The sequence below is a fragment of the Vogesella alkaliphila genome, assembly GCF_014652475.1.
GTDB lineage: Bacteria > Pseudomonadota > Gammaproteobacteria > Burkholderiales > Chromobacteriaceae > Vogesella > Vogesella alkaliphila.
In genome coordinates this window covers 492,717-510,106 of sequence record NZ_BMYW01000001.1, presented here as the reverse complement: position 1 = coordinate 510,106, position 17,390 = coordinate 492,717, and the positions used below count along the sequence as shown (strand labels likewise).

The following is a 17,390-nucleotide window of genomic DNA, read 5'->3' as shown; positions in this document are numbered from 1 at the left end:
ATGACCCCAAGCAGCACCACAACAGAGAAAGACCAGGAGACATCACCATGAAGAAATCCGCTGTTGCCGTATCGCTCGCCCTGTTGACCGTTGCCGGTGTGGCCCAGGCCGCCGACCAGTTCATCCCCATCCCCAGCTACCGTGTCGGCGCCTACGCCTCCGGCGGGGCCAAGTTCTACGGCGGCATGATCGACTACCTCAACTACGTCAACCTGAAGGAAGGCGGCGTCGGCGGCGTCAGGCTCACCTACGAGGAGTGCGAGACCGAGTACAAGAACGACCGCGGCGTGGAGTGCTACGAACGCCTGAAGGCGAAGAACGGCGGTGCCTCGGCGTTCAACTTCATGTCCACCGGCATCACCTACGCCACCATGGACCGCGCCGAGAAGGACAAGATTCCGCTGATGACCATGGGCTTCGGCCGCGCCGATGCGCAGGACGGCCGCGCCTTCAAGTACGTGTTCCCGCTGATCACCAGCTACTGGAGCCAGGCCACCGCCAAGGTGCAGTTCCTCGGCCAGCGCGTCGGCGGCATGGACAAGCTCAAGGGCAAGAAGATCGTCAACCTGTACCACGGCTCCGCCTACGGCAAGGAAACCATCCCGGTGCTGGACGCGATGGCGAAGAAGTACGGCTTCGAACTGCAGCACGTGGAAGTGCCGGCTCCCGGCACCGAGCAGCAGTCGCAGTGGCTGGAAATCCGCCGCGCGCGTCCCGACTTCGTGCTGCTGCGCAGCTGGGGGGTGATGACGCCGGCGGCGCTGAAATCGGCGCAGAAGGTCGGCTTCCCGCGTGAAAACATCGTCGCCAACTGGTGGGGCGGCTCGGAAGAGGACGCCGTCGCCGCCGGCGACGCCGCCAAGGGTTATATCGCCGGCAGCTTCGCGCTGGACGGCAAGCAGTTCCCGCTGATCCAGAACATCGAGAAGACCGTGTACGGCGCCGGCAAGGGCAACCTGTCCGACAAGGGCTTCATCGGCACCGTCAACTACAACCGCGGCGTGGTCAGCGGCATCCTGATGGTGGAGGCGATCCGCGCCGCGCAGAAGAAATACGGCGCCAAGACGCTCAACGGCGACCAGATCCGCTGGGGCATGGAAAACCTCAACATCGACGCCAAGCGGCAGCAGGACCTGGGCGTGACCGACATGTTCCCGCAGGTGAAAACCAGCTGCCAGAACCACGAAGGCAGCGGCTACACCCGCTTCATGCAGTGGGACGGCAAGGACTGGAAACCGGTTTCCGGCTGGATCAAGGCCGACACCGGCGTCACCCTGCCGCTGATCAAGGCCTCGGTCGACAAGTACAGCCAGGAAAAGAGCATGAAGCTGCGTGACTGCGCGGCCGAGAAGTAATGCCGCCGGCACCGGCCGCGCCGTCTCGGCGCGCGCCGGCGCCTGCCGACCTCACTGCTGACCCGGCCGGGGCTCCGCCCCGGCCCTCACGGAGCCTACGCCATGCAAGCCACCGCAACGCCTTACCTGCTGTCGGTCAACAACATCGAAGTGATCTACAACCACGTCATTCTGGTGCTCAAGGGCGTGTCGCTGGACGTGCCGGAAGGCCAGATCGTCGCCCTGCTCGGCGCCAACGGCGCCGGCAAGAGCACCACGCTGAAGGCGATCTCCAGCCTGCTGCGCTCCGAGCGCGGCGACATCACCAAGGGCACCATCGAATACCGCGGCCAGCGTATCGACCACGGCACCCCGGACCAGCTGGTGAAACAGGGCGTGATCCAGGTGATGGAAGGCCGCCACTGCTTCGGCCACCTCACCGTCGAGGAAAACCTGCTCACCGGCGCCTACACCCGCGCCATCAGCCGCAGCGAGATCAAGCTGGCGCTGGAGCGCATCTACCACTACTTCCCGCGGCTGAAGACGCGGCGCCAGAGCCAGGCCGGCTACACCAGCGGCGGCGAGCAGCAGATGGTGGCCATCGGCCGCGCGATGATGGCCGACCCAAAGATGATCCTGCTCGACGAGCCGTCGATGGGGCTGGCACCGCAGATCGTCGAGGAGATCTTCGAGATCGTGCGCGAACTGAACCAGCAGGAAAACGTCAGCTTCCTGCTGGCGGAACAGAACACCAGCGTCGCGCTGCGCTACGCCCACTACGGCTACATCCTGGAAAACGGCCGCGTGGTGATGGACGGCAGCGCCGACGAGCTGCGCAGCAACGAGGACGTGAAGGAGTTCTACCTCGGCCTCGGCGGCGAAGGCCGCAAGAGCTTCCGCGAGGTGAAGCACTACCGCCGCCGCAAACGCTGGCTGGCGTGAGGTTTTTGCCAACACAAGACGCTAAAACCCTTTTTGCCACGGAATCCACGGAAGAACACAGACAACAACACCAGGCCCGATACCCGCAGAACGCGACAAACACTCGCGATGCTTGCGACTTGATTCACCGTTTTTGTTTTCTTCCGTGTTTTCCGTGGGTTCTGTGGCAAAAAATCCTTTGCCTTTTGTAGCGAAAACCGACCCCTGGCTCATCACAGGAATACCGCTCATGCCCTATCTCGACGCACTGGAAACCCGCGCTCCCGCCGCAAGGTTGGCCGCACAGCTGGCCGCGCTGCCGGCGCAGATTGCCCACGCCAAGGCGCACAGCGCCGCCTACGCCGCGCTGCTGGCCGACATCGATCCGGCCGCCATCACCTCCCTGCAGGCACTGGCCGGCCTGCCGCTGACGCGCAAGTCGGCGCTGATCGCCGCGCAGCAGGCGGCACCACCGTTCGGCGGCTTCGCCGCGCTGGCGCCGGGGCAGGCGGCGCGGCTGTTCGCCTCGCCCGGCCCGATCTACGAGCCGCAGGGCCACGGCGACGACTTCTGGCGTCTCAGCCGCGCGCTGTACGCCGCCGGCGTGCGTGCCGGCGAACTGGTGCACAACGCCTTTTCCTACCACTTCACCCCCGGCGGCTTCATGCTCGACGCCGGCGCCCGCGCGCTGGGCTGCGCGGTGTTCCCCGCCGGCCCCGGCCAGACCGAACTGCAGGTGGCGGCGCTGCGCGATCTCGGCGCCAGCGTCTACACCGGCACGCCGTCGTTCCTGAAGCTGATTCTGGAAAAGGCCGACCAGCTCGGCGTCGCGCTGCCGCGTCTCAACAAGGCGCTGGTCAGCGGCGAGGCGCTGCCGGCCAGCCTGCGCGCCTGGTTCGCCGCGCGCGGCATCAGCGTACTGCAGTGCTACGCCACCGCCGACCTCGGCCTGATCGCCTACGAAACCGCGCCGGACCAGGGCATGGTCATCGACGAGGGCGTGCTGCTGGAAATCGTGCGTCCCGGCAGCGGCGAGCCGGTGCCGACCGGCGAGATCGGCGAGGTGGTGGTCACCAGCTTCAACCGCGACTATCCGCTGCTGCGCTTTGCCACCGGCGACCTGTCGGCGCTGATCGACACCCCGTCGCCGTGCGGGCGCAGCAACCAGCGCATCAGGGGCTGGCTCGGCCGCGCCGACCAGAGCACCAAGGTCAAGGGCATGTTCGTGCACCCGGAACAGGTGCACGCGGTGACGCAGCGCCACCCGGCGGTGCAGCGCGCGCGGCTGGTGGTGACGCAGCACGAGCAGCTCGACGTGATGACGCTGCACGCCGAGGTCGGCGACCAGCACGACCACAGCCTTGCGGCCAACCTTGCCGCCAGCCTGCGCGAGGTGTGCAAGCTGCGCGGCGAGGTGGTGCTGTGCCCGCCCGGCAGCCTGCCCGCCGACGGCAAGGTCATCGCCGACGAGCGCAGCCTGGCCTGAACGCCGCACCGGCGGCCGCACTTTCGCCGCCGGCGATGGTCTATTGAGACAGATGACAGGCACGACGAAGCGCCGCCTGTACCCGCCACGCAACAGCCTGGCAGCACGGTTTGCCCTTGTCGCCATGCGCCCACAAAAAAACCAAGCGCTTGCTCTAAATTGAGATTAAATTGACGTTTACGTCAACGTGCACTAAATATCCAACACCACGGCCGCTCGCGCCCCGCCGCCCGCAAAGGAGAAACACCATGTCGCACCTGCCCACCGTCAAGCTGCTGATCAACGGCGAATTCGTCGAATCGACCACCAGCGAATGGCGTGACGTGATCAACCCGGCCACCCAAGAGGTGCTGGCCCGGGTACCGATGGCCACCGCCGCCGAGGTGGACGCCGCCGTCGCCGCCGGCAAGGCCGCGTTCAAGAGCTGGAAGAAAACCCCGATCGGCACCCGCGCCCGCATCTTCCTCAAGCTGCAGCAGCTGATCCGCGAACACATGAAGGAGCTGGCCGCCATCCTCACCGCCGAACAGGGCAAGACGCTGCTTGACGCCGAAGGCGACGTGTTCCGCGGCCTGGAAGTGGTCGAGCACGCGGCCAACATCGGCAGCCTGCAGCTGGGCGACTACGCCGAGAACGTCGCCGGCGGTGTCGACACCTACAGCGTGATGCAGCCGCTGGGCGTCTGCGCCGGCATCACCCCGTTCAACTTCCCGGCGATGATCCCGCTGTGGATGTTCCCGATGGCGATCGCCACCGGCAACACCTTCGTGCTGAAGCCGTCGGAGCAGGACCCGATGGTGACCATGCGCCTGGTCGAGCTGGCGCTGGAGGCCGGCGTGCCGCCCGGCGTGCTCAACGTGGTGCACGGCGGGCCGGAAGTGGTGAACGCGATCTGCGACCATCCGGACATCAAGGCGATCTCCTTCGTCGGCTCCAGCAAGGTCGGCACCCACGTCTACAACCGCGCCAGCCTCAACGGCAAGCGCGTGCAGTGCATGATGGGCGCCAAGAACCACGCCATCGTGCTGCCGGACGCCAACAAAGAACAGGCGCTGAACCAGCTCACCGGCGCCGCCTTCGGTGCCGCCGGCCAGCGCTGCATGGCGCTGACGGTGGCGGTACTGGTCGGCGACGCGCAAGCGTGGATCCCCGATCTGGTGACCAAGGCCAAAACACTGCAGGTCGGCCCCGGCCACAGCAATCCCGACATCGGCCCGCTGATTTCCTGCACCGCCAAGGACCGCGTTGCCACGCTGATTGCCAAGGGCGTCGAGCAAGGCGCCACGCTGGAGCTGGACGGTCGCAGCGTCAGCGTCGCCGGCTTCGAGCACGGCAACTTCATCGGCCCCACCATCTTCAGCGGCGTCAAGCCGGGGATGGCGATCTATGACCAGGAAATCTTCGGCCCGGTGCTGTGCCTGATGGCCGCCGACAGCCTCGACGAGGCCATCGACATCATCAATGCCAACCCCAACGGCAACGGCACTGCCATCTTCACCCAGAGCGGTGCCGCGGCGCGCCACTTCCAGGAGGAGATCGACGTCGGCCAGGTCGGCATCAACGTACCGATCCCGGTGCCGGTACCGCTGTTCTCGTTCACCGGCTCGCGCGCGTCCAAGCTGGGCGACCTCGGCCCCTACGGTAAGCAGGTGGTGCTGTTCTATACCCAGACCAAGACCGTCACCAGCCGCTGGTTCGACGACGACGCCAGCAGCGGCAAGGTGCACACCACCATCCAGCTGAAGTAAGGGCAACGTTGGCCGCAGCCACCCAGTAGGGTCTGCGGCCATCCCGGCCATCCCGGCCAGTCGGCGCCACAAGCGCCGCGGCCGGCGAAGCAGAATAAAGGAACAAGACATGGACTTCGCACTCAGCGACGAACAGATCGCCTTTCGTGACAGCGCGCGCGCCTTCGCCGATAACGAGCTGGCGCCGCACGCCGCGCACTGGGACGAGGCGGAAATCTTCCCGGTGGACGCCATCCGCCGCGCCGGCGAGATGGGCTTCTGCGGCCTGTACACGCCGGAGCAGTACGGCGGGCTGGGCCTGACGCGCCAGGATGCCGCCATCGTGTTCGAGGCGCTGGCCGGCGGCTGCACCTCCACCACCGCCTACCTCACCATCCACAACATGGTCAGCTGGATGATAGGCAGCTTCGCCCGCCCGGAAGTGGCGGCGCAGTGGGTGCCGCAGCTGGCGAGCGGCGAGCTGCTCGGCAGCTACTGCCTGACCGAGCCGGGCGCCGGCTCCGATGCGGCCAACCTGCGCACCCGCGCCGAGCGCGACGGTGACAGCTATATTCTCAACGGCAGCAAGGCCTTCATCTCCGGCGCCGGCAGCAGCGACGTGCTGGTGGTAATGGCGCGCACCGGCGGCGCCGGCCCCAAGGGCATTTCCGCCTTTGTGGTGCCGGCCGACCTGCCCGGCATCGTCTACGGCAAGAAGGAAAAGAAGATGGGCTGGAACAGCCAGCCCACGCGCGCCATCACCTTTGACAACGTGGTGGTGCCCGCGGCCAACCTGCTGGGCGAGGAAGGCCAGGGCTTCGGCTTCGCGATGAAGGGGCTGGACGGCGGCCGCATCAACATCGCCACCTGCTCGGTCGGCACCGCGCAGACGGCGCTGGATGCCGCCACCCGCTACGTGCAGGAACGGCAGCAGTTCGGCCAGCCGCTGGCCGAATTCCAGAGCGTGCAGTTCCGTCTCGCCGACATGGTCACCGAACTGGTCGCCGCACGGCAGATGGTGCGCCTCGCCGCCTGGAAGCTGGACAACGCCAGCGCGGACGCCAGCGCCTACTGCGCGATGGCGAAACGCTTCGCCACCGATACCGGCTTCAAGGTCGCCAACGAGGCGCTGCAGCTGTTCGGCGGCTACGGTTACATCAAGGAGTACCCGCTGGAGCGCTACGTGCGCGACAACCGCGTGCACCAGATACTGGAAGGCACCAACGAAATCATGCGCGTGATCATCGCCCGCCGCCTGTTGCAGGACGGCGCGCTGGACACGCTGCGCTGATCGAAATACTGATTCGCCACGGACGTACACGGAAAACACGGAAGAAAACAGCGGCTCCAGCTGACCGCTCTCTTTTCGTGGGGTTTCTTGGCAAGAGAATTCCGTGTCTTTCCGTGTGCTTCCGTGGCAAAAACAAAGGATTTTTTAACATGCACTACACCAACCTGAACCTCGAAAAAATCGGCCACACCGCCCTCGTCACCCTCGCCAACCCGCCGGCCAACACCTGGACCTACGACAGCCTGCAGGCGCTGAAGCGGCTGGTAGCCGACCTCAACGCCGACCGCGACATCTACGCGCTGGTGATTACCGGTGAAGGCGAGAAGTTCTTCTCCGCCGGCGCCGACCTCAAGCTGTTCGCCGACGGCGACAAGGGCGTCGCCGCCAGCATGACCATCCTGTTCGGCGAGGCGTTCGAGGCGCTGTCCGCGTTCCGCGGCGTCAGCATCGCCGCCATCAACGGCTACGCGATGGGCGGCGGGCTGGAGTGCGCGCTGGCCTGCGACATCCGCATCGCCGAGGAACAGGTGCAGATGGCGTTGCCGGAAGCCGCCGTCGGCCTGCTGCCCTGCGCCGGCGGCACGCAGAACCTGCCGCACCTGGTCGGTGAAGGCTGGGCCAAGCGCATGATCCTGTGCGGCGAGCGCGTCGACGCCGCCACCGCGCTGCGCATCGGACTGGTGGAAGAGGTGGTATCGAAAGGTGCCGCCCGCGACGCGGCGCTGGCGCTGGCGGAAAAGGTTGGCCGCCAGTCGCCCTGCTCCGTCACCGCCTGCAAGACGCTGGTCCAGGCCGCGCGCCACGCGCCGCCTGCGGCCAACCTGATCCACGAGCGCGAACTGTTCATCAAGCTGTTCGATACGGAAGACCAGCGCGAAGGGGTGCAGGCCTTCCTGCAGAAGCGCACACCACAGTGGCAAAACCGCTAACCGCGCCAGGCACGAACACCACGCTGGCAGCGTGACCAGCCCAAGTAAGGGAGCAGCATGAACGACGTCGTACTGTTTGAAGAAATCGTTACCGCCAGCGGCCACCGCCTCGGTGTGGCCACACTGAACGCGGAAAAGGCGCTCAACGCGCTCAACGGCGACATGATCCGCCTGCTCGACGCGCGGCTGTCGATCTGGGCTCAGGATGACGGCATCGCTGCCGTGCTGCTGCGCGGTGCCGGCGACAAGGCCTTCTGCGCCGGCGGCGACGTGCGCGCGCTGCGCGACGCGCTGGTGGGTGACCCCGAGCAGCGGTGGCCCAATCCGCAGGCCGAGGCGTTCTTCACCGCCGAATACACGCTGGATTACCGCATCCACACCTACGCCAAGCCCATCCTGTTGTGGGGCAGCGGCATCGTGATGGGCGGTGGCCTCGGCCTGATGGCCGGCGCCAGCCACCGCGTCGCCACCGCCAGCACCCGCATCGCGATGCCGGAGATCAGCATCGGCCTGTATCCCGACGTCGCCGGCAGCTGGTTCCTGCAACGGATGCCGGCCAGGGCCGGCCTGTTCCTCGGCCTCACCGGCGCGCCGCTGAACGCGCGCGACGCGCTGCTGTGCAATCTCGCCGACCACATCCTGCCGCAGGACGGCTGGCCGCAGCTGCTGGCCACCCTGACCGCCAGCGGCTGGCACGCCGACAGCACAGCCAACCATGGCCAGCTCACCGCGCTGCTGGGCGAGCTGGAGGCCGGCAACGGCGACACACTGGCCGACAGCAATGTTTCGCGCTGCCTGCCGCTGATCCACCAGCTGATGAACAAGGGCTCGCTGGCGGCGGTGGACCAGGCGCTGCGCCACACCGCCTTCGAGGACGCGTGGCTGGCCGCGGCCGCCAGGAGCTACGCCGCCGGCAGCCCGAGCAGCGCCGCCGTCACCTGGGAGGTTTTCCGCCGCGCCAGACACCTGTCGCTGGCCGAGGCGCTGCGCATGGAGCTGGTGCTGTCGCTGAATTTCTGCGCCGCGCCGGACTTCCGCGAAGGCGTGCGCGCGCTGCTGGTCGACAAGGACCGCAACCCGCAGTGGTCGCGCCCGACGCTGGCCGCGGTTGACCAACCCTGGGTGGCGCAGCACTTCCGCTCGCCGTGGCGCGAGCAGGATCACCCGCTGGCCGCCCTGCACTGACACTCGAGAAGAGGAGCAACACATGCAACACATAGCCTTTATCGGCCTGGGCAACATGGGCGGCCCAATGGCCATCAATCTGGTGCGCGCCGGCTTCAGCGTCAGCGGGGTCGACCTATCCGCCGAGGCGCTGCAACACTTCAGCGAAAATGGCGGCAAGGCGGCCGCCAGCGTCGCCGAGGCGATACAGGGCGCCGACGCGGTGATCTCGATGCTGCCGGCCGGGCGCCATGTCGAGGGGCTCTACCTCGGTGACGACGGCCTGATCGCGCGCCTGCCCGCCGGTACGCTGGTGCTCGATTGCAGCACCATCGCCGCGCACACCGCGCGCGGCGTCGGCCGTGCCGCCAGCGACGCCGGCCTGCGCTTTCTCGACGCGCCGGTATCCGGCGGCACCGCCGGCGCCGCCGCCGGCACCCTCACCTTCATGGTCGGCGGCGATGCGGCCAACGTTGAGGCAGCACGGCCGCTGCTGGCGGCGATGGGCAAGAACATCTTCCACGCCGGCGACATCGGCGCCGGCCAAACCGCCAAGGTGTGCAACAACATGCTGCTCGGCATCCTGATGGCCGGCACCGCCGAGGCGCTGGCGCTGGGCGTGAAAAACGGCCTCGATCCGGCGGTGCTGTCCGAGATCATGAGCAAAAGCTCCGGCCGCAACTGGGCGCTGGAGCTGTACAACCCGTGGCCGGGGGTGATGGAGAACAGTCCGGCCAGCCGCGGCTACAGCGGCGGCTTCATGTCGGAGCTGATGCTGAAGGATCTCGGCCTCGCCGAGGAAACCGCGCTGCAAAGCCACGCCGCCAACCCGCTGGGCGCGCTGGCGCGCAACCTGTACGAAAGCCACGTCGCCGAGGGCAACGGCAAGCTGGACTTCTCCAGCATCGTGAACCACTTCCGCCACTAGGGTGCCGGACGGGGTGTTGCAATGCAGCACCCCACCCCATCCCGGCCGCATACCGGCAATTTATTGTCAATGATTCGCTGCACAACGGCGGCAATCGGAGTACACTAGCGAATCGCGTGCCACCAATCACCGCGACCTTTTCTTCAGACCCGCACTCTCCCGCCGGGTCCTCCATTGAAAACACTATTTTTGTCCGCCCGGATTGGTATTGTCTTTGCAATGGGCAGACATCCTGATTGCACAATAAATGTCCGAACTGACTTTTGCCGCCCTGGGCCTTGCCGAGCCACTGTTGCGTGCCGTAGCCGATACCGGCTACACCCAGCCTACCCCTATCCAGGCGCAGGCCATTCCTCAAGTATTGCAAGGCGGCGACCTGCTGGCCGCCGCGCAGACCGGTACCGGTAAGACCGCCGGCTTCACCCTGCCGCTGCTGCACCGCCTGATGGACCAGCCGTCCAAGCAGAAAGGCCGTCCGCGCGCACTGGTGCTGACCCCGACCCGCGAACTGGCCGCCCAGGTAGAAGAATCCGTACGCGAGTACGGCAAATACCTGCCGTTGAAATCGATGGTGATGTTCGGCGGCGTCGGCATCAATCCGCAGATCGCCCAGCTGAAGAAGCCGGTCGACATCCTGGTGGCGACACCGGGCCGCCTGCTGGACCACGCCGGTCAGAAGACCGTCGACCTGTCCGGCGTCGAGATCCTGGTGCTGGACGAAGCCGACCGCATGCTGGACATGGGCTTCATCCACGACATCAAGAAAGTGCTGGCCCTGCTGCCGAAGGAGCGCCAGACGCTGCTGTTCTCGGCCACCTTCTCCAGCGAGATCAAGACCCTGGCCGACAAGCTGCTGAACCAGCCCAAGCTGGTGGAAGTGGCGCGTCCAAACCAGACCAACGCCCAGATCACCCAGAAGGTGCATCTGGTCGACCGCGACCGCAAGACCGAGCTGCTGATCGAGATGATCAAAGGCGGCGACTGGCACCAGGTACTGGTGTTCACCCGCACCAAGCACGGCGCCAACCGCCTGGCCGAGAAGCTGGAAAAAGCCGGCATCGCCTCTATGGCGATCCACGGCAACAAGAGCCAGGGCGCGCGCACCAAGGCGCTGGCCGGCTTCAAGGACGGCAGCCTGCCGGTCCTGGTTGCCACCGACATCGCCGCCCGCGGCCTGGACATCGAAGAACTGCCGCACGTGGTCAACTACGAGCTGCCGAACGTGCCGGAAGACTACGTGCACCGCATCGGCCGTACCGGCCGCGCCGGCTGTGTCGGCGAGGCGATCTCGCTGGTTTGCGTCGACGAGCTGGGCTTCCTGCGCGACATCGAAAAGCTGACCAAGCAGACCGTGGACCGCTTCACCGTGCCCGGCTTCGAGGCCAACCCCAACGAAACGCCGCAGGCCATCGAAATCGGCCTTGGCCGCTACATCCACGGCGCGCTGACCCCGACCGCCACGCCGCCGAAAGGCAGCAGCAAGCGCCGCGAAGGCAGCGCTGGCAACAACCAGCGCCGCCAGCCGGCGGCACAAGGCAAACCGCGCCAGGGCGACAGCAACGGCCGCCGCAACGAGCCGCGCGATGACGCCGCCCGCAGCAACGGCAAGCCCGCCGCCGCCAAAGCAGCCAACGGCAGCGCCAAGCCGGCAGCCGGCAAGCCGCGCCAGCCGCAGGCCGAGCCGCGTCGCAACGAGCCGCGCAACAACGCGCCCAAGCGCAATCCGCAGCAGGAACCGAACGGCAACTACTTCCACGACGACGGCCCGCGCCAGCCAACGCTGACGCTGCACGCGCTGGGTATTTCGCCGACCGACGACGCCCCGCTGCGCAAGCCGGCAGGCGGCCAGCCGCGCAACGGTGGCAACGGCAAGCCACGCCAGGGCGGCAGCGGCAAGCCGCGCCAGACCTCGGCGCTGTTCAGCCCGCCGAAGCGCTAAGCGCCAAGGTTGGCCGCAAACAAAAAACCACCGCATTGCGGTGGTTTTTTTCGTTTCTCGACGGTCGACAGCCTCAGCGCGACCACGCCGCCAGGTGTAGCGCCAGCCGCCGCAACATCGCCGCCGTGGCGCCCCAGATGAAGTAGTCGCCGTAACTGATCGCGTAGTAGTGACCGCTGAAGCCGTCGCGCTGCACTACGTGGCGCTGGTAGGCGGCGACATCCATCAGGTGCGCCAGCGGCACGAAGAACACCTCGTCGACCTCGTCCGGCGCCGGCACCGGCTGGAACGGCTGCGCCAGCAGGCCCAGCACCGGCGTCACCTCGTAACCGGTAATGGTGACGTAGGGCGGCATCACCCCGGCCAGCTGCACCAGCGCCGGCGGCAGGCCGACCTCCTCCTCCGCCTCGCGCAAGGCGGCGCTGGCCGCATCCTCGTCCTGCGGCTCCAGCTTGCCGCCGGGCAGGCTGATCTGGCCGCCATGACTGCGCAGGTGTGCGGTACGCCGCGTCAGCAACACGCTGGGCTCATCCTGCTGCCAGACGATGGCCAGCAATACCGCCGCCTGGCTGCGCGCCTGCGGCCGCGGCAACAGCCCCTCGTCGTCCGCCGCCACCGGCATCTGCGCCAGCGCCTCGGCAAACCACGCGTGGGCACGCTCGAATTCGGCAGGCCACATCAGTTATCCCGTCCTTTCCGCTGCGTTGCCAGCTTGGGCAGCGACAGCTCGCCCCAGTGCGCCAGCAGGCGCAACGCCACGCCGGCGACGAATACCAGTTGCACCGCCAGCAGATGGTCCCAGCCGAAGCGGCTGAGCACGAACAGCAGCGCCGCCACCACGATAGACACCGTGCCGTAGAAATCCTTGTGCAGGATGAACGGCACGTCGTTGACCATCATGTCGCGCACGATGCCGCCCCCGACCGCGGTGACGAAACCGAGCAGGATCACGCCGAAGGCATTGAGGTGGAACTCCACCCCCAGCTTGGCCCCGGCCAGGCTGAACGCCACCAGACCGATGGAGTCGGCGATGATGAACAGCGTGGTCAGCACCTCGTTCTCGCGCTTGTGCAGCCGCACCAGCCACGCCAGCAGCACGGTCAGCGCGATCACCACCAGGTTGGTGTTATCGAGGAACACCATCGGCATGCGGCCAACCAGCATGTCGCGGATGATGCCGCCACCGATTGCGGTCAGCAGCGTGACGATCACCACGCCCAGCAGGTCGAGGTGCTTGCGCACGCCCAGCAGGTAGCCGGAGACCGCAAACGCCACCGTGCCGATGATCGAGTAGCCGTCCAGATCCAGCAGTAAATCCATCCAGTTCATTATTTCGCTTCTGCAAAGAAAAACGCCAGGCAAACCTGGCGTTTGAACAGTCATGCCTGGCGTCTCAGCGACGCATCGAATCAAAGAAAGCCAGGTTGGTCTTGGTGGCCTTGATCTTGCCCAGCAAGAACTCCATCGCCTCCAGATCGTCCATCGGGTACAGCAGCTTGCGCAGCACCCAGATGCGCTGCAGCTGGTCCTGCTGGATCAGCAGCTCTTCGCGGCGGGTGCCGGAACGGTTGATGTTGATCGCCGGGAAGGTGCGCTTCTCCGCCATGCGGCGGTCGAGGTGCAGCTCCATGTTACCGGTACCCTTGAACTCCTCGAAGATCACGTCGTCCATGCGCGAACCGGTATCGACCAGCGCGGTGGCGATGATGGTCAGCGAACCGCCTTCCTCGATATTGCGCGCCGCGCCGAAGAAACGCTTCGGGCGTTGCAGCGCGTTGGCGTCGACACCACCGGTCAGCACCTTGCCGGAGGACGGGATCACGGTGTTGTAGGCGCGCGCCAGACGGGTGATGGAGTCCAGCAGGATCACCACGTCCTTCTTGTGCTCGACCAGACGCTTGGCCTTCTCGATCACCATCTCGGCAACCTGCACGTGACGGGTGGCCGGCTCGTCGAAGGTTGACGACACCACTTCGCCCTTCACCGAACGCTGCATCTCGGTCACTTCTTCCGGACGCTCGTCGATGAGCAGCACGATCATTTCCACTTCCGGATGGTTGGCGGTGATGGCGTGCGCGATGTGGGTCAGCATCACGGTCTTGCCCGACTTGGGCGGCGCCACCAGCAAGGCACGCTGGCCTTTGCCGATCGGCGCGATCAGGTCGATGATGCGGCTGGTGATGTTCTCTTCGGCCTTGATGTCGCGTTCCAGCACCAGGCGCTCGGTCGGGAACAGCGGCGTCAGGTTCTCGAACAGGATCTTGTGCTTGGCCGCTTCCGGTGGACCTCCGTTGACCTTGTCGACCTTGACCAGCGCAAAGTAACGCTCGCCCTCTTTCGGGGTGCGGATCTCGCCTTCGATGGTATCGCCGGTATGCAGGTTGAAACGGCGGATCTGCGACGGGCTGACGTAGATGTCGTCAGGACCGGCCAGATAGGACGCTTCCGGGCTGCGCAGAAAGCCGAATCCGTCGGGCAGCACTTCCAGGGTGCCTTCGCCGAAAATGCTTTCGCCTTTTTTGGCCTGATGCTTCAGGATGGCAAAGATGAGATCCTGCTTGCGCAGGCGGTTGGCACCGTCGATCTCGTTGGCGATGGCCATTTCTACGAGTTCGCTGACGTGCTGATGCTTGAGATCGGATAAATGCATGGTATGTGTGGCGTCGACCGGTAACGGGACAAAAAACGGGATGTGCTGCTAATGGGTACGGCGGAAACCGGATGAGAATCGAGCGACCGTGTCAGGTCGCTCGACTTTTGAAGATCTGGCTTGAAGATAGCCGATCAGTACAGGCGTGTCAATTCAATCAGGCCAGGTTATTGTTCAGGAATTCAACCAGTTGCGTTTTGGACAAAGCGCCAACCTTGGTTGCGGCCACTTCGCCGCCCTTGAACAGCATCAGCGTCGGGATACCACGGATGCCGAACTTCGGCGGGGTGGCTTCGTTCTGGTCGATGTTCAGCTTGGCAACAGTCAGACGGCCCTGATATTCCTTGGCAACATCGTCCAGGATCGGTGCAATCATCTTGCAGGGACCGCACCACTCGGCCCAGTAATCCACCAGCACCGGCTGCTCGGACTTAAGTACTTCTTGTTCGAAAGAATCATCAGTCACATGCAGGATCAGGTCGCTCATCGTCTTCCTCTCGAAGTCTGTCAATTTCAGGTTTGATGGCCGATGGTAGCAATACCCGGCACGGGCAGCAAGCCTTGACAGGGGCTGTTTCAACACAGCCTGCACGACAAGCGCAGAGAGAACAAACACTGTCGGACAATAGGCGGTTATAATGCGCGCTTGCTTGAAAATAACGAAGGATTCAACATGGGTTTCTTGCAGGGTAAAAAGATCCTGATTACCGGCATGATTTCTAACCGGTCGATTGCCTACGGTATCGCGCAGGCCTGTCACCGCGAGGGCGCGGAACTGGCGTTCACTTATGTCGTCGACAAACTGGAAGACCGCGTCCGCGAAATGGCCGCCGACTTCGGCAGCACGCAGGTATTCCGCTGCGACGTACAGAACGATCAGGAAATCGATCAGCTGTTTGCTGACCTTGGCAAGGAATGGGACGGTCTCGATGGCCTGGTGCACGCCATTGCATTCGCCCCGCGCGAATCGCTGGAAGGCGACTTCCTCGACGCGCTGACCCGCGAGGCATTCCAGACCGCGCACGACGTGTCGGCCTACAGCTTCCCGGCACTGGCCAAGGCTGCCCGTCCGATGATGCAGGGCCGCAACGGCGCGCTGCTGACCCTGTCCTACCTCGGCGCGGTGCGCGCGATCCCGAACTACAACGTGATGGGTCTGGCCAAGGCCAGCCTGGAAGCTTCGGTCCGCTTCATGGCGGCCAGCCTGGGCAAGGACGGCATCCGCGTGAACGCCATTTCCGCCGGCCCGATCAAGACCCTGGCCGCAGCCGGCATCTCCGGTTTCGGAAAGCTGCTGTCGATGGCGGCCAACCAGTCCTGCCTGCGCCGCAACGTGACCACCGAGGAAGTCGGCAACACCGCCGCCTTCATGCTGTCCGACCTGGCGTCGGGCATCACCGGTGAGATCACTTATGTTGACGGCGGTTTCAGCATCAACTCGCTGAACGTACCGGACGCGTAAGCACTCGCCGGCCGCAGGGCATCACGCCCGGCAAGAGCGCCAGCGAAATACAGGAGGCATCGACTACCCAGGTAGTGATGCCTCTTGTTGCATCCAGCCCACGTTGGCCGCATCGTCCAACCTGGCTCCGCCTGACGATGACAGTGGCAACAACGGCCACCGGCCTGCGCCATGACTGCCATCGTAAAAAAACCGGCACAGAAACCTGTGCCGGTTTTTTGTCCTGCCAGCCGAAGACTTACTGGGCAGCGGAAGCAGCAGGTGCAGCGGCAGCGCCGGCGCCACCCACGGTTTCCATGACTTTCCACTCGCCGCCTTCAACCTTGTACACGGTGATGCCACCGTCTTTCAGGTCGCCGTTCTGGTCGTAGGACCAGGCAGCGGAAGTCACGCCGGAGTAGTTGATCGCGGCCAGTTTCGGCAGGTAGTCAGCCGGCTTGGTCGAATCCGCTTCTTTCATCGCCGCGATGATCACGCGGGTCGCGTCGTAGCCGTATGGCGAGTAGGTTGCCACGTCAGCGTTGAAGCGGGCCTTGTAGCGGGTGGCGTAGTCGCCGCCTTTAGGCATTTTTTCCAGCGGCAGGCCGGCCAGCGAGGCGATGGTGCCTTCCGCTTCCTTGCCAGCCAGCTTCAGGAAGGTCGGGGTCTTGGTCATTTCGCCGGACACCAGCGGTGCCTTCAGGCCCAGACGCTTCATCTGCTTGGCCATCGGGGCGGACTGCGCATCGGCGCCACCGAAGAACACCACGTCAGGTGCAGTGCCCTTGATCGAGGTGATGATGGCGGCAAAGTCGGTCGCCTTGTCGTTGGTGAATTCGCGCTTCACCACTTCGCCACCGGCGGCCTTGACGGCTTTTTCGAATTCGTCAGCCAGGCCCTGGCCGTAAGCGGTGCGGTCGTCAACGATGACGATCTTCTTGGCGGCCAGCTTCTCGACCACGAACTTGCCCATAACCGAACCCTGCTGGGTGTCGGAAGTCATGGAGCGGAAAGTGGTCTTGTAACCTTGCTGGGTGAAAGCCGGGGCAGTCGCCATGGCCACTTGTGGCAGGCCTGCGTCGGAGTAGATCTTCGAAGCCGGGATTGAGGTGCCGGAGTTGAAGTGACCAACAATGCCGCTTACCTGGTTGTCGACGAATTTCTGCGCCAGCTGGGTCGCAGTTTTCGGGTCGGCCTGGTCGTCTTCCGCTACCAGTTCGAAGGTCACCGGCTTGCCGCCGATGGTTGGCTTCTCGGCGTTGGCGTCTTCGATCGCCAGGGTCACGCCGTTCTTGTACTCTTCGCCGTAGTGCGACTGCGGGCCGGTCAGCGGCGCGGCAAAGCCGAGCTTCACGACTTCGCCGGCAGGAGCGCCGGACTGGGCGGCGGAGGCGTCGGCCGGGGCTTCTTCTTTATTGCCGCAGGCAGCCAAAGTCAGCGCAGCAGCAACAGCGAGGGAAAGACGGGTCATTTTGGTCAGTTGCATGTTTCTCTTCTCTAGTTATGTCAGGGAAAGACATCGGAACGATTGTGCCGCTCCAAGGCAAAATGCCAAGGTTGGCCGCATTATTCCAATGCGG

At 65.2% G+C, this 17,390-nt stretch carries 16 protein-coding genes; 10 read left to right on the top strand and 6 right to left on the bottom strand.

All coding sequences use genetic code 11. From position 1 onward, the window contains the following. Nucleotides 1–47 precede the first annotated feature (47 nt). Together IE100_RS02405 and IE100_RS02400 are read left to right on the top strand one after the other, a co-directional pair. Nucleotides 48–1,355, top strand: a complete 1,308-nt coding sequence (locus tag IE100_RS02405; RefSeq protein ID WP_189372550.1) for an ABC transporter substrate-binding protein — start codon at nucleotides 48–50, stop codon at nucleotides 1,353–1,355. 102 nt (nucleotides 1,356–1,457) lie between these two features. Further along, the gene (locus tag IE100_RS02400) at nucleotides 1,458–2,276 is read left to right on the top strand and encodes an ABC transporter ATP-binding protein (protein ID WP_189372549.1); all 819 of its coding nucleotides are present in this window, start codon (nucleotides 1,458–1,460) and stop codon (nucleotides 2,274–2,276) included. 21 nt (nucleotides 2,277–2,297) lie between these two features. Here the strand turns inward: IE100_RS02400 and IE100_RS02395 are convergent, their stop codons facing one another. Further along, complete coding sequence (locus tag IE100_RS02395) at nucleotides 2,298–2,507, bottom strand: hypothetical protein (protein ID WP_189372548.1); 210 nt, start codon at nucleotides 2,505–2,507, stop codon at nucleotides 2,298–2,300. Here IE100_RS02395 and IE100_RS02390 point away from each other — a divergent pair. The 7 genes from IE100_RS02390 to IE100_RS02360 all read left to right on the top strand — a co-directional run bounded on the left by IE100_RS02390 (nucleotide 2,506) and on the right by IE100_RS02360 (nucleotide 11,719). Beyond that, nucleotides 2,506–3,741: a phenylacetate--CoA ligase family protein gene (locus tag IE100_RS02390; RefSeq protein WP_189372547.1), complete on the top strand. Its 1,236-nt coding sequence runs from the start codon at nucleotides 2,506–2,508 to the stop codon at nucleotides 3,739–3,741. The genes IE100_RS02395 and IE100_RS02390 overlap by 2 nt on opposite strands. 248 nt (nucleotides 3,742–3,989) lie before the next feature. After that, the gene (locus IE100_RS02385; protein WP_189372546.1) at nucleotides 3,990–5,489 is read left to right on the top strand and encodes a CoA-acylating methylmalonate-semialdehyde dehydrogenase; all 1,500 of its coding nucleotides are present in this window, start codon (nucleotides 3,990–3,992) and stop codon (nucleotides 5,487–5,489) included. 109 nt (nucleotides 5,490–5,598) lie between these two features. After that, a complete protein-coding gene (locus tag IE100_RS02380) occupies nucleotides 5,599–6,759 on the top strand; it encodes an acyl-CoA dehydrogenase family protein (protein ID WP_189372545.1) in 1,161 nt (386 codons plus the stop codon). 149 nt (nucleotides 6,760–6,908) lie between these two features. Beyond that, nucleotides 6,909–7,688 (top strand): enoyl-CoA hydratase, encoded by a 780-nt coding sequence (locus IE100_RS02375; protein WP_189372544.1) that lies wholly within the window; start codon nucleotides 6,909–6,911, stop codon nucleotides 7,686–7,688. Between the two features lie 57 nt (nucleotides 7,689–7,745). Beyond that, on the top strand, nucleotides 7,746–8,873 hold the full coding sequence (locus IE100_RS02370) for an enoyl-CoA hydratase/isomerase family protein (RefSeq protein WP_189372543.1): 1,128 nt from the start codon (nucleotides 7,746–7,748) through the stop codon (nucleotides 8,871–8,873). Between the two features lie 22 nt (nucleotides 8,874–8,895). Beyond that, on the top strand, nucleotides 8,896–9,780 hold the full coding sequence (gene mmsB, locus IE100_RS02365) for a 3-hydroxyisobutyrate dehydrogenase (RefSeq protein WP_189372542.1): 885 nt from the start codon (nucleotides 8,896–8,898) through the stop codon (nucleotides 9,778–9,780). A gap of 247 nt (nucleotides 9,781–10,027) precedes the next feature. Next, nucleotides 10,028–11,719 carry a DEAD/DEAH box helicase gene (locus IE100_RS02360; protein ID WP_189372541.1) on the top strand — a complete coding sequence of 564 codons (1,692 nt, stop codon included), beginning with the start codon at nucleotides 10,028–10,030 and terminating at the stop codon, nucleotides 11,717–11,719. A 73-nt stretch (nucleotides 11,720–11,792) separates the two neighbouring features. On the opposite strand, the gene IE100_RS02355 is transcribed toward IE100_RS02360, so the two are convergent. The 4 genes from IE100_RS02355 to trxA form a co-directional block, all read right to left on the bottom strand. Further along, nucleotides 11,793–12,398 (bottom strand): CoA pyrophosphatase, encoded by a 606-nt coding sequence (locus tag IE100_RS02355; RefSeq protein ID WP_189372540.1) that lies wholly within the window; start codon nucleotides 12,396–12,398, stop codon nucleotides 11,793–11,795. Next, nucleotides 12,398–13,048: a trimeric intracellular cation channel family protein gene (locus IE100_RS02350; protein ID WP_189372539.1), complete on the bottom strand. Its 651-nt coding sequence runs from the start codon at nucleotides 13,046–13,048 to the stop codon at nucleotides 12,398–12,400. The genes IE100_RS02355 and IE100_RS02350 overlap by 1 nt, the downstream gene beginning before the upstream one ends. Nucleotides 13,049–13,112: 64 nt before the next feature. Beyond that, entirely contained in the window at nucleotides 13,113–14,369 is a 1,257-nt protein-coding gene (gene rho / locus IE100_RS02345; protein ID WP_189372538.1) for a transcription termination factor Rho, read from the bottom strand. 157 nt (nucleotides 14,370–14,526) lie between these two features. After that, nucleotides 14,527–14,856 carry a thioredoxin TrxA gene (gene trxA, locus IE100_RS02340; protein ID WP_047967082.1) on the bottom strand — a complete coding sequence of 110 codons (330 nt, stop codon included), beginning with the start codon at nucleotides 14,854–14,856 and terminating at the stop codon, nucleotides 14,527–14,529. Nucleotides 14,857–15,042: 186 nt separating this feature from the next. Here trxA and fabI point away from each other — a divergent pair, with 186 nt between their 5' ends. Beyond that, on the top strand, nucleotides 15,043–15,831 hold the full coding sequence (fabI, locus tag IE100_RS02335) for an enoyl-ACP reductase FabI (protein ID WP_189372537.1): 789 nt from the start codon (nucleotides 15,043–15,045) through the stop codon (nucleotides 15,829–15,831). 238 nt (nucleotides 15,832–16,069) lie between these two features. Here the strand turns inward: fabI and IE100_RS02330 are convergent, their stop codons facing one another. Further along, complete coding sequence (locus IE100_RS02330) at nucleotides 16,070–17,296, bottom strand: branched-chain amino acid ABC transporter substrate-binding protein (protein ID WP_189372536.1); 1,227 nt, start codon at nucleotides 17,294–17,296, stop codon at nucleotides 16,070–16,072. Between the last annotated feature and the right edge of the window lie 94 nt (nucleotides 17,297–17,390).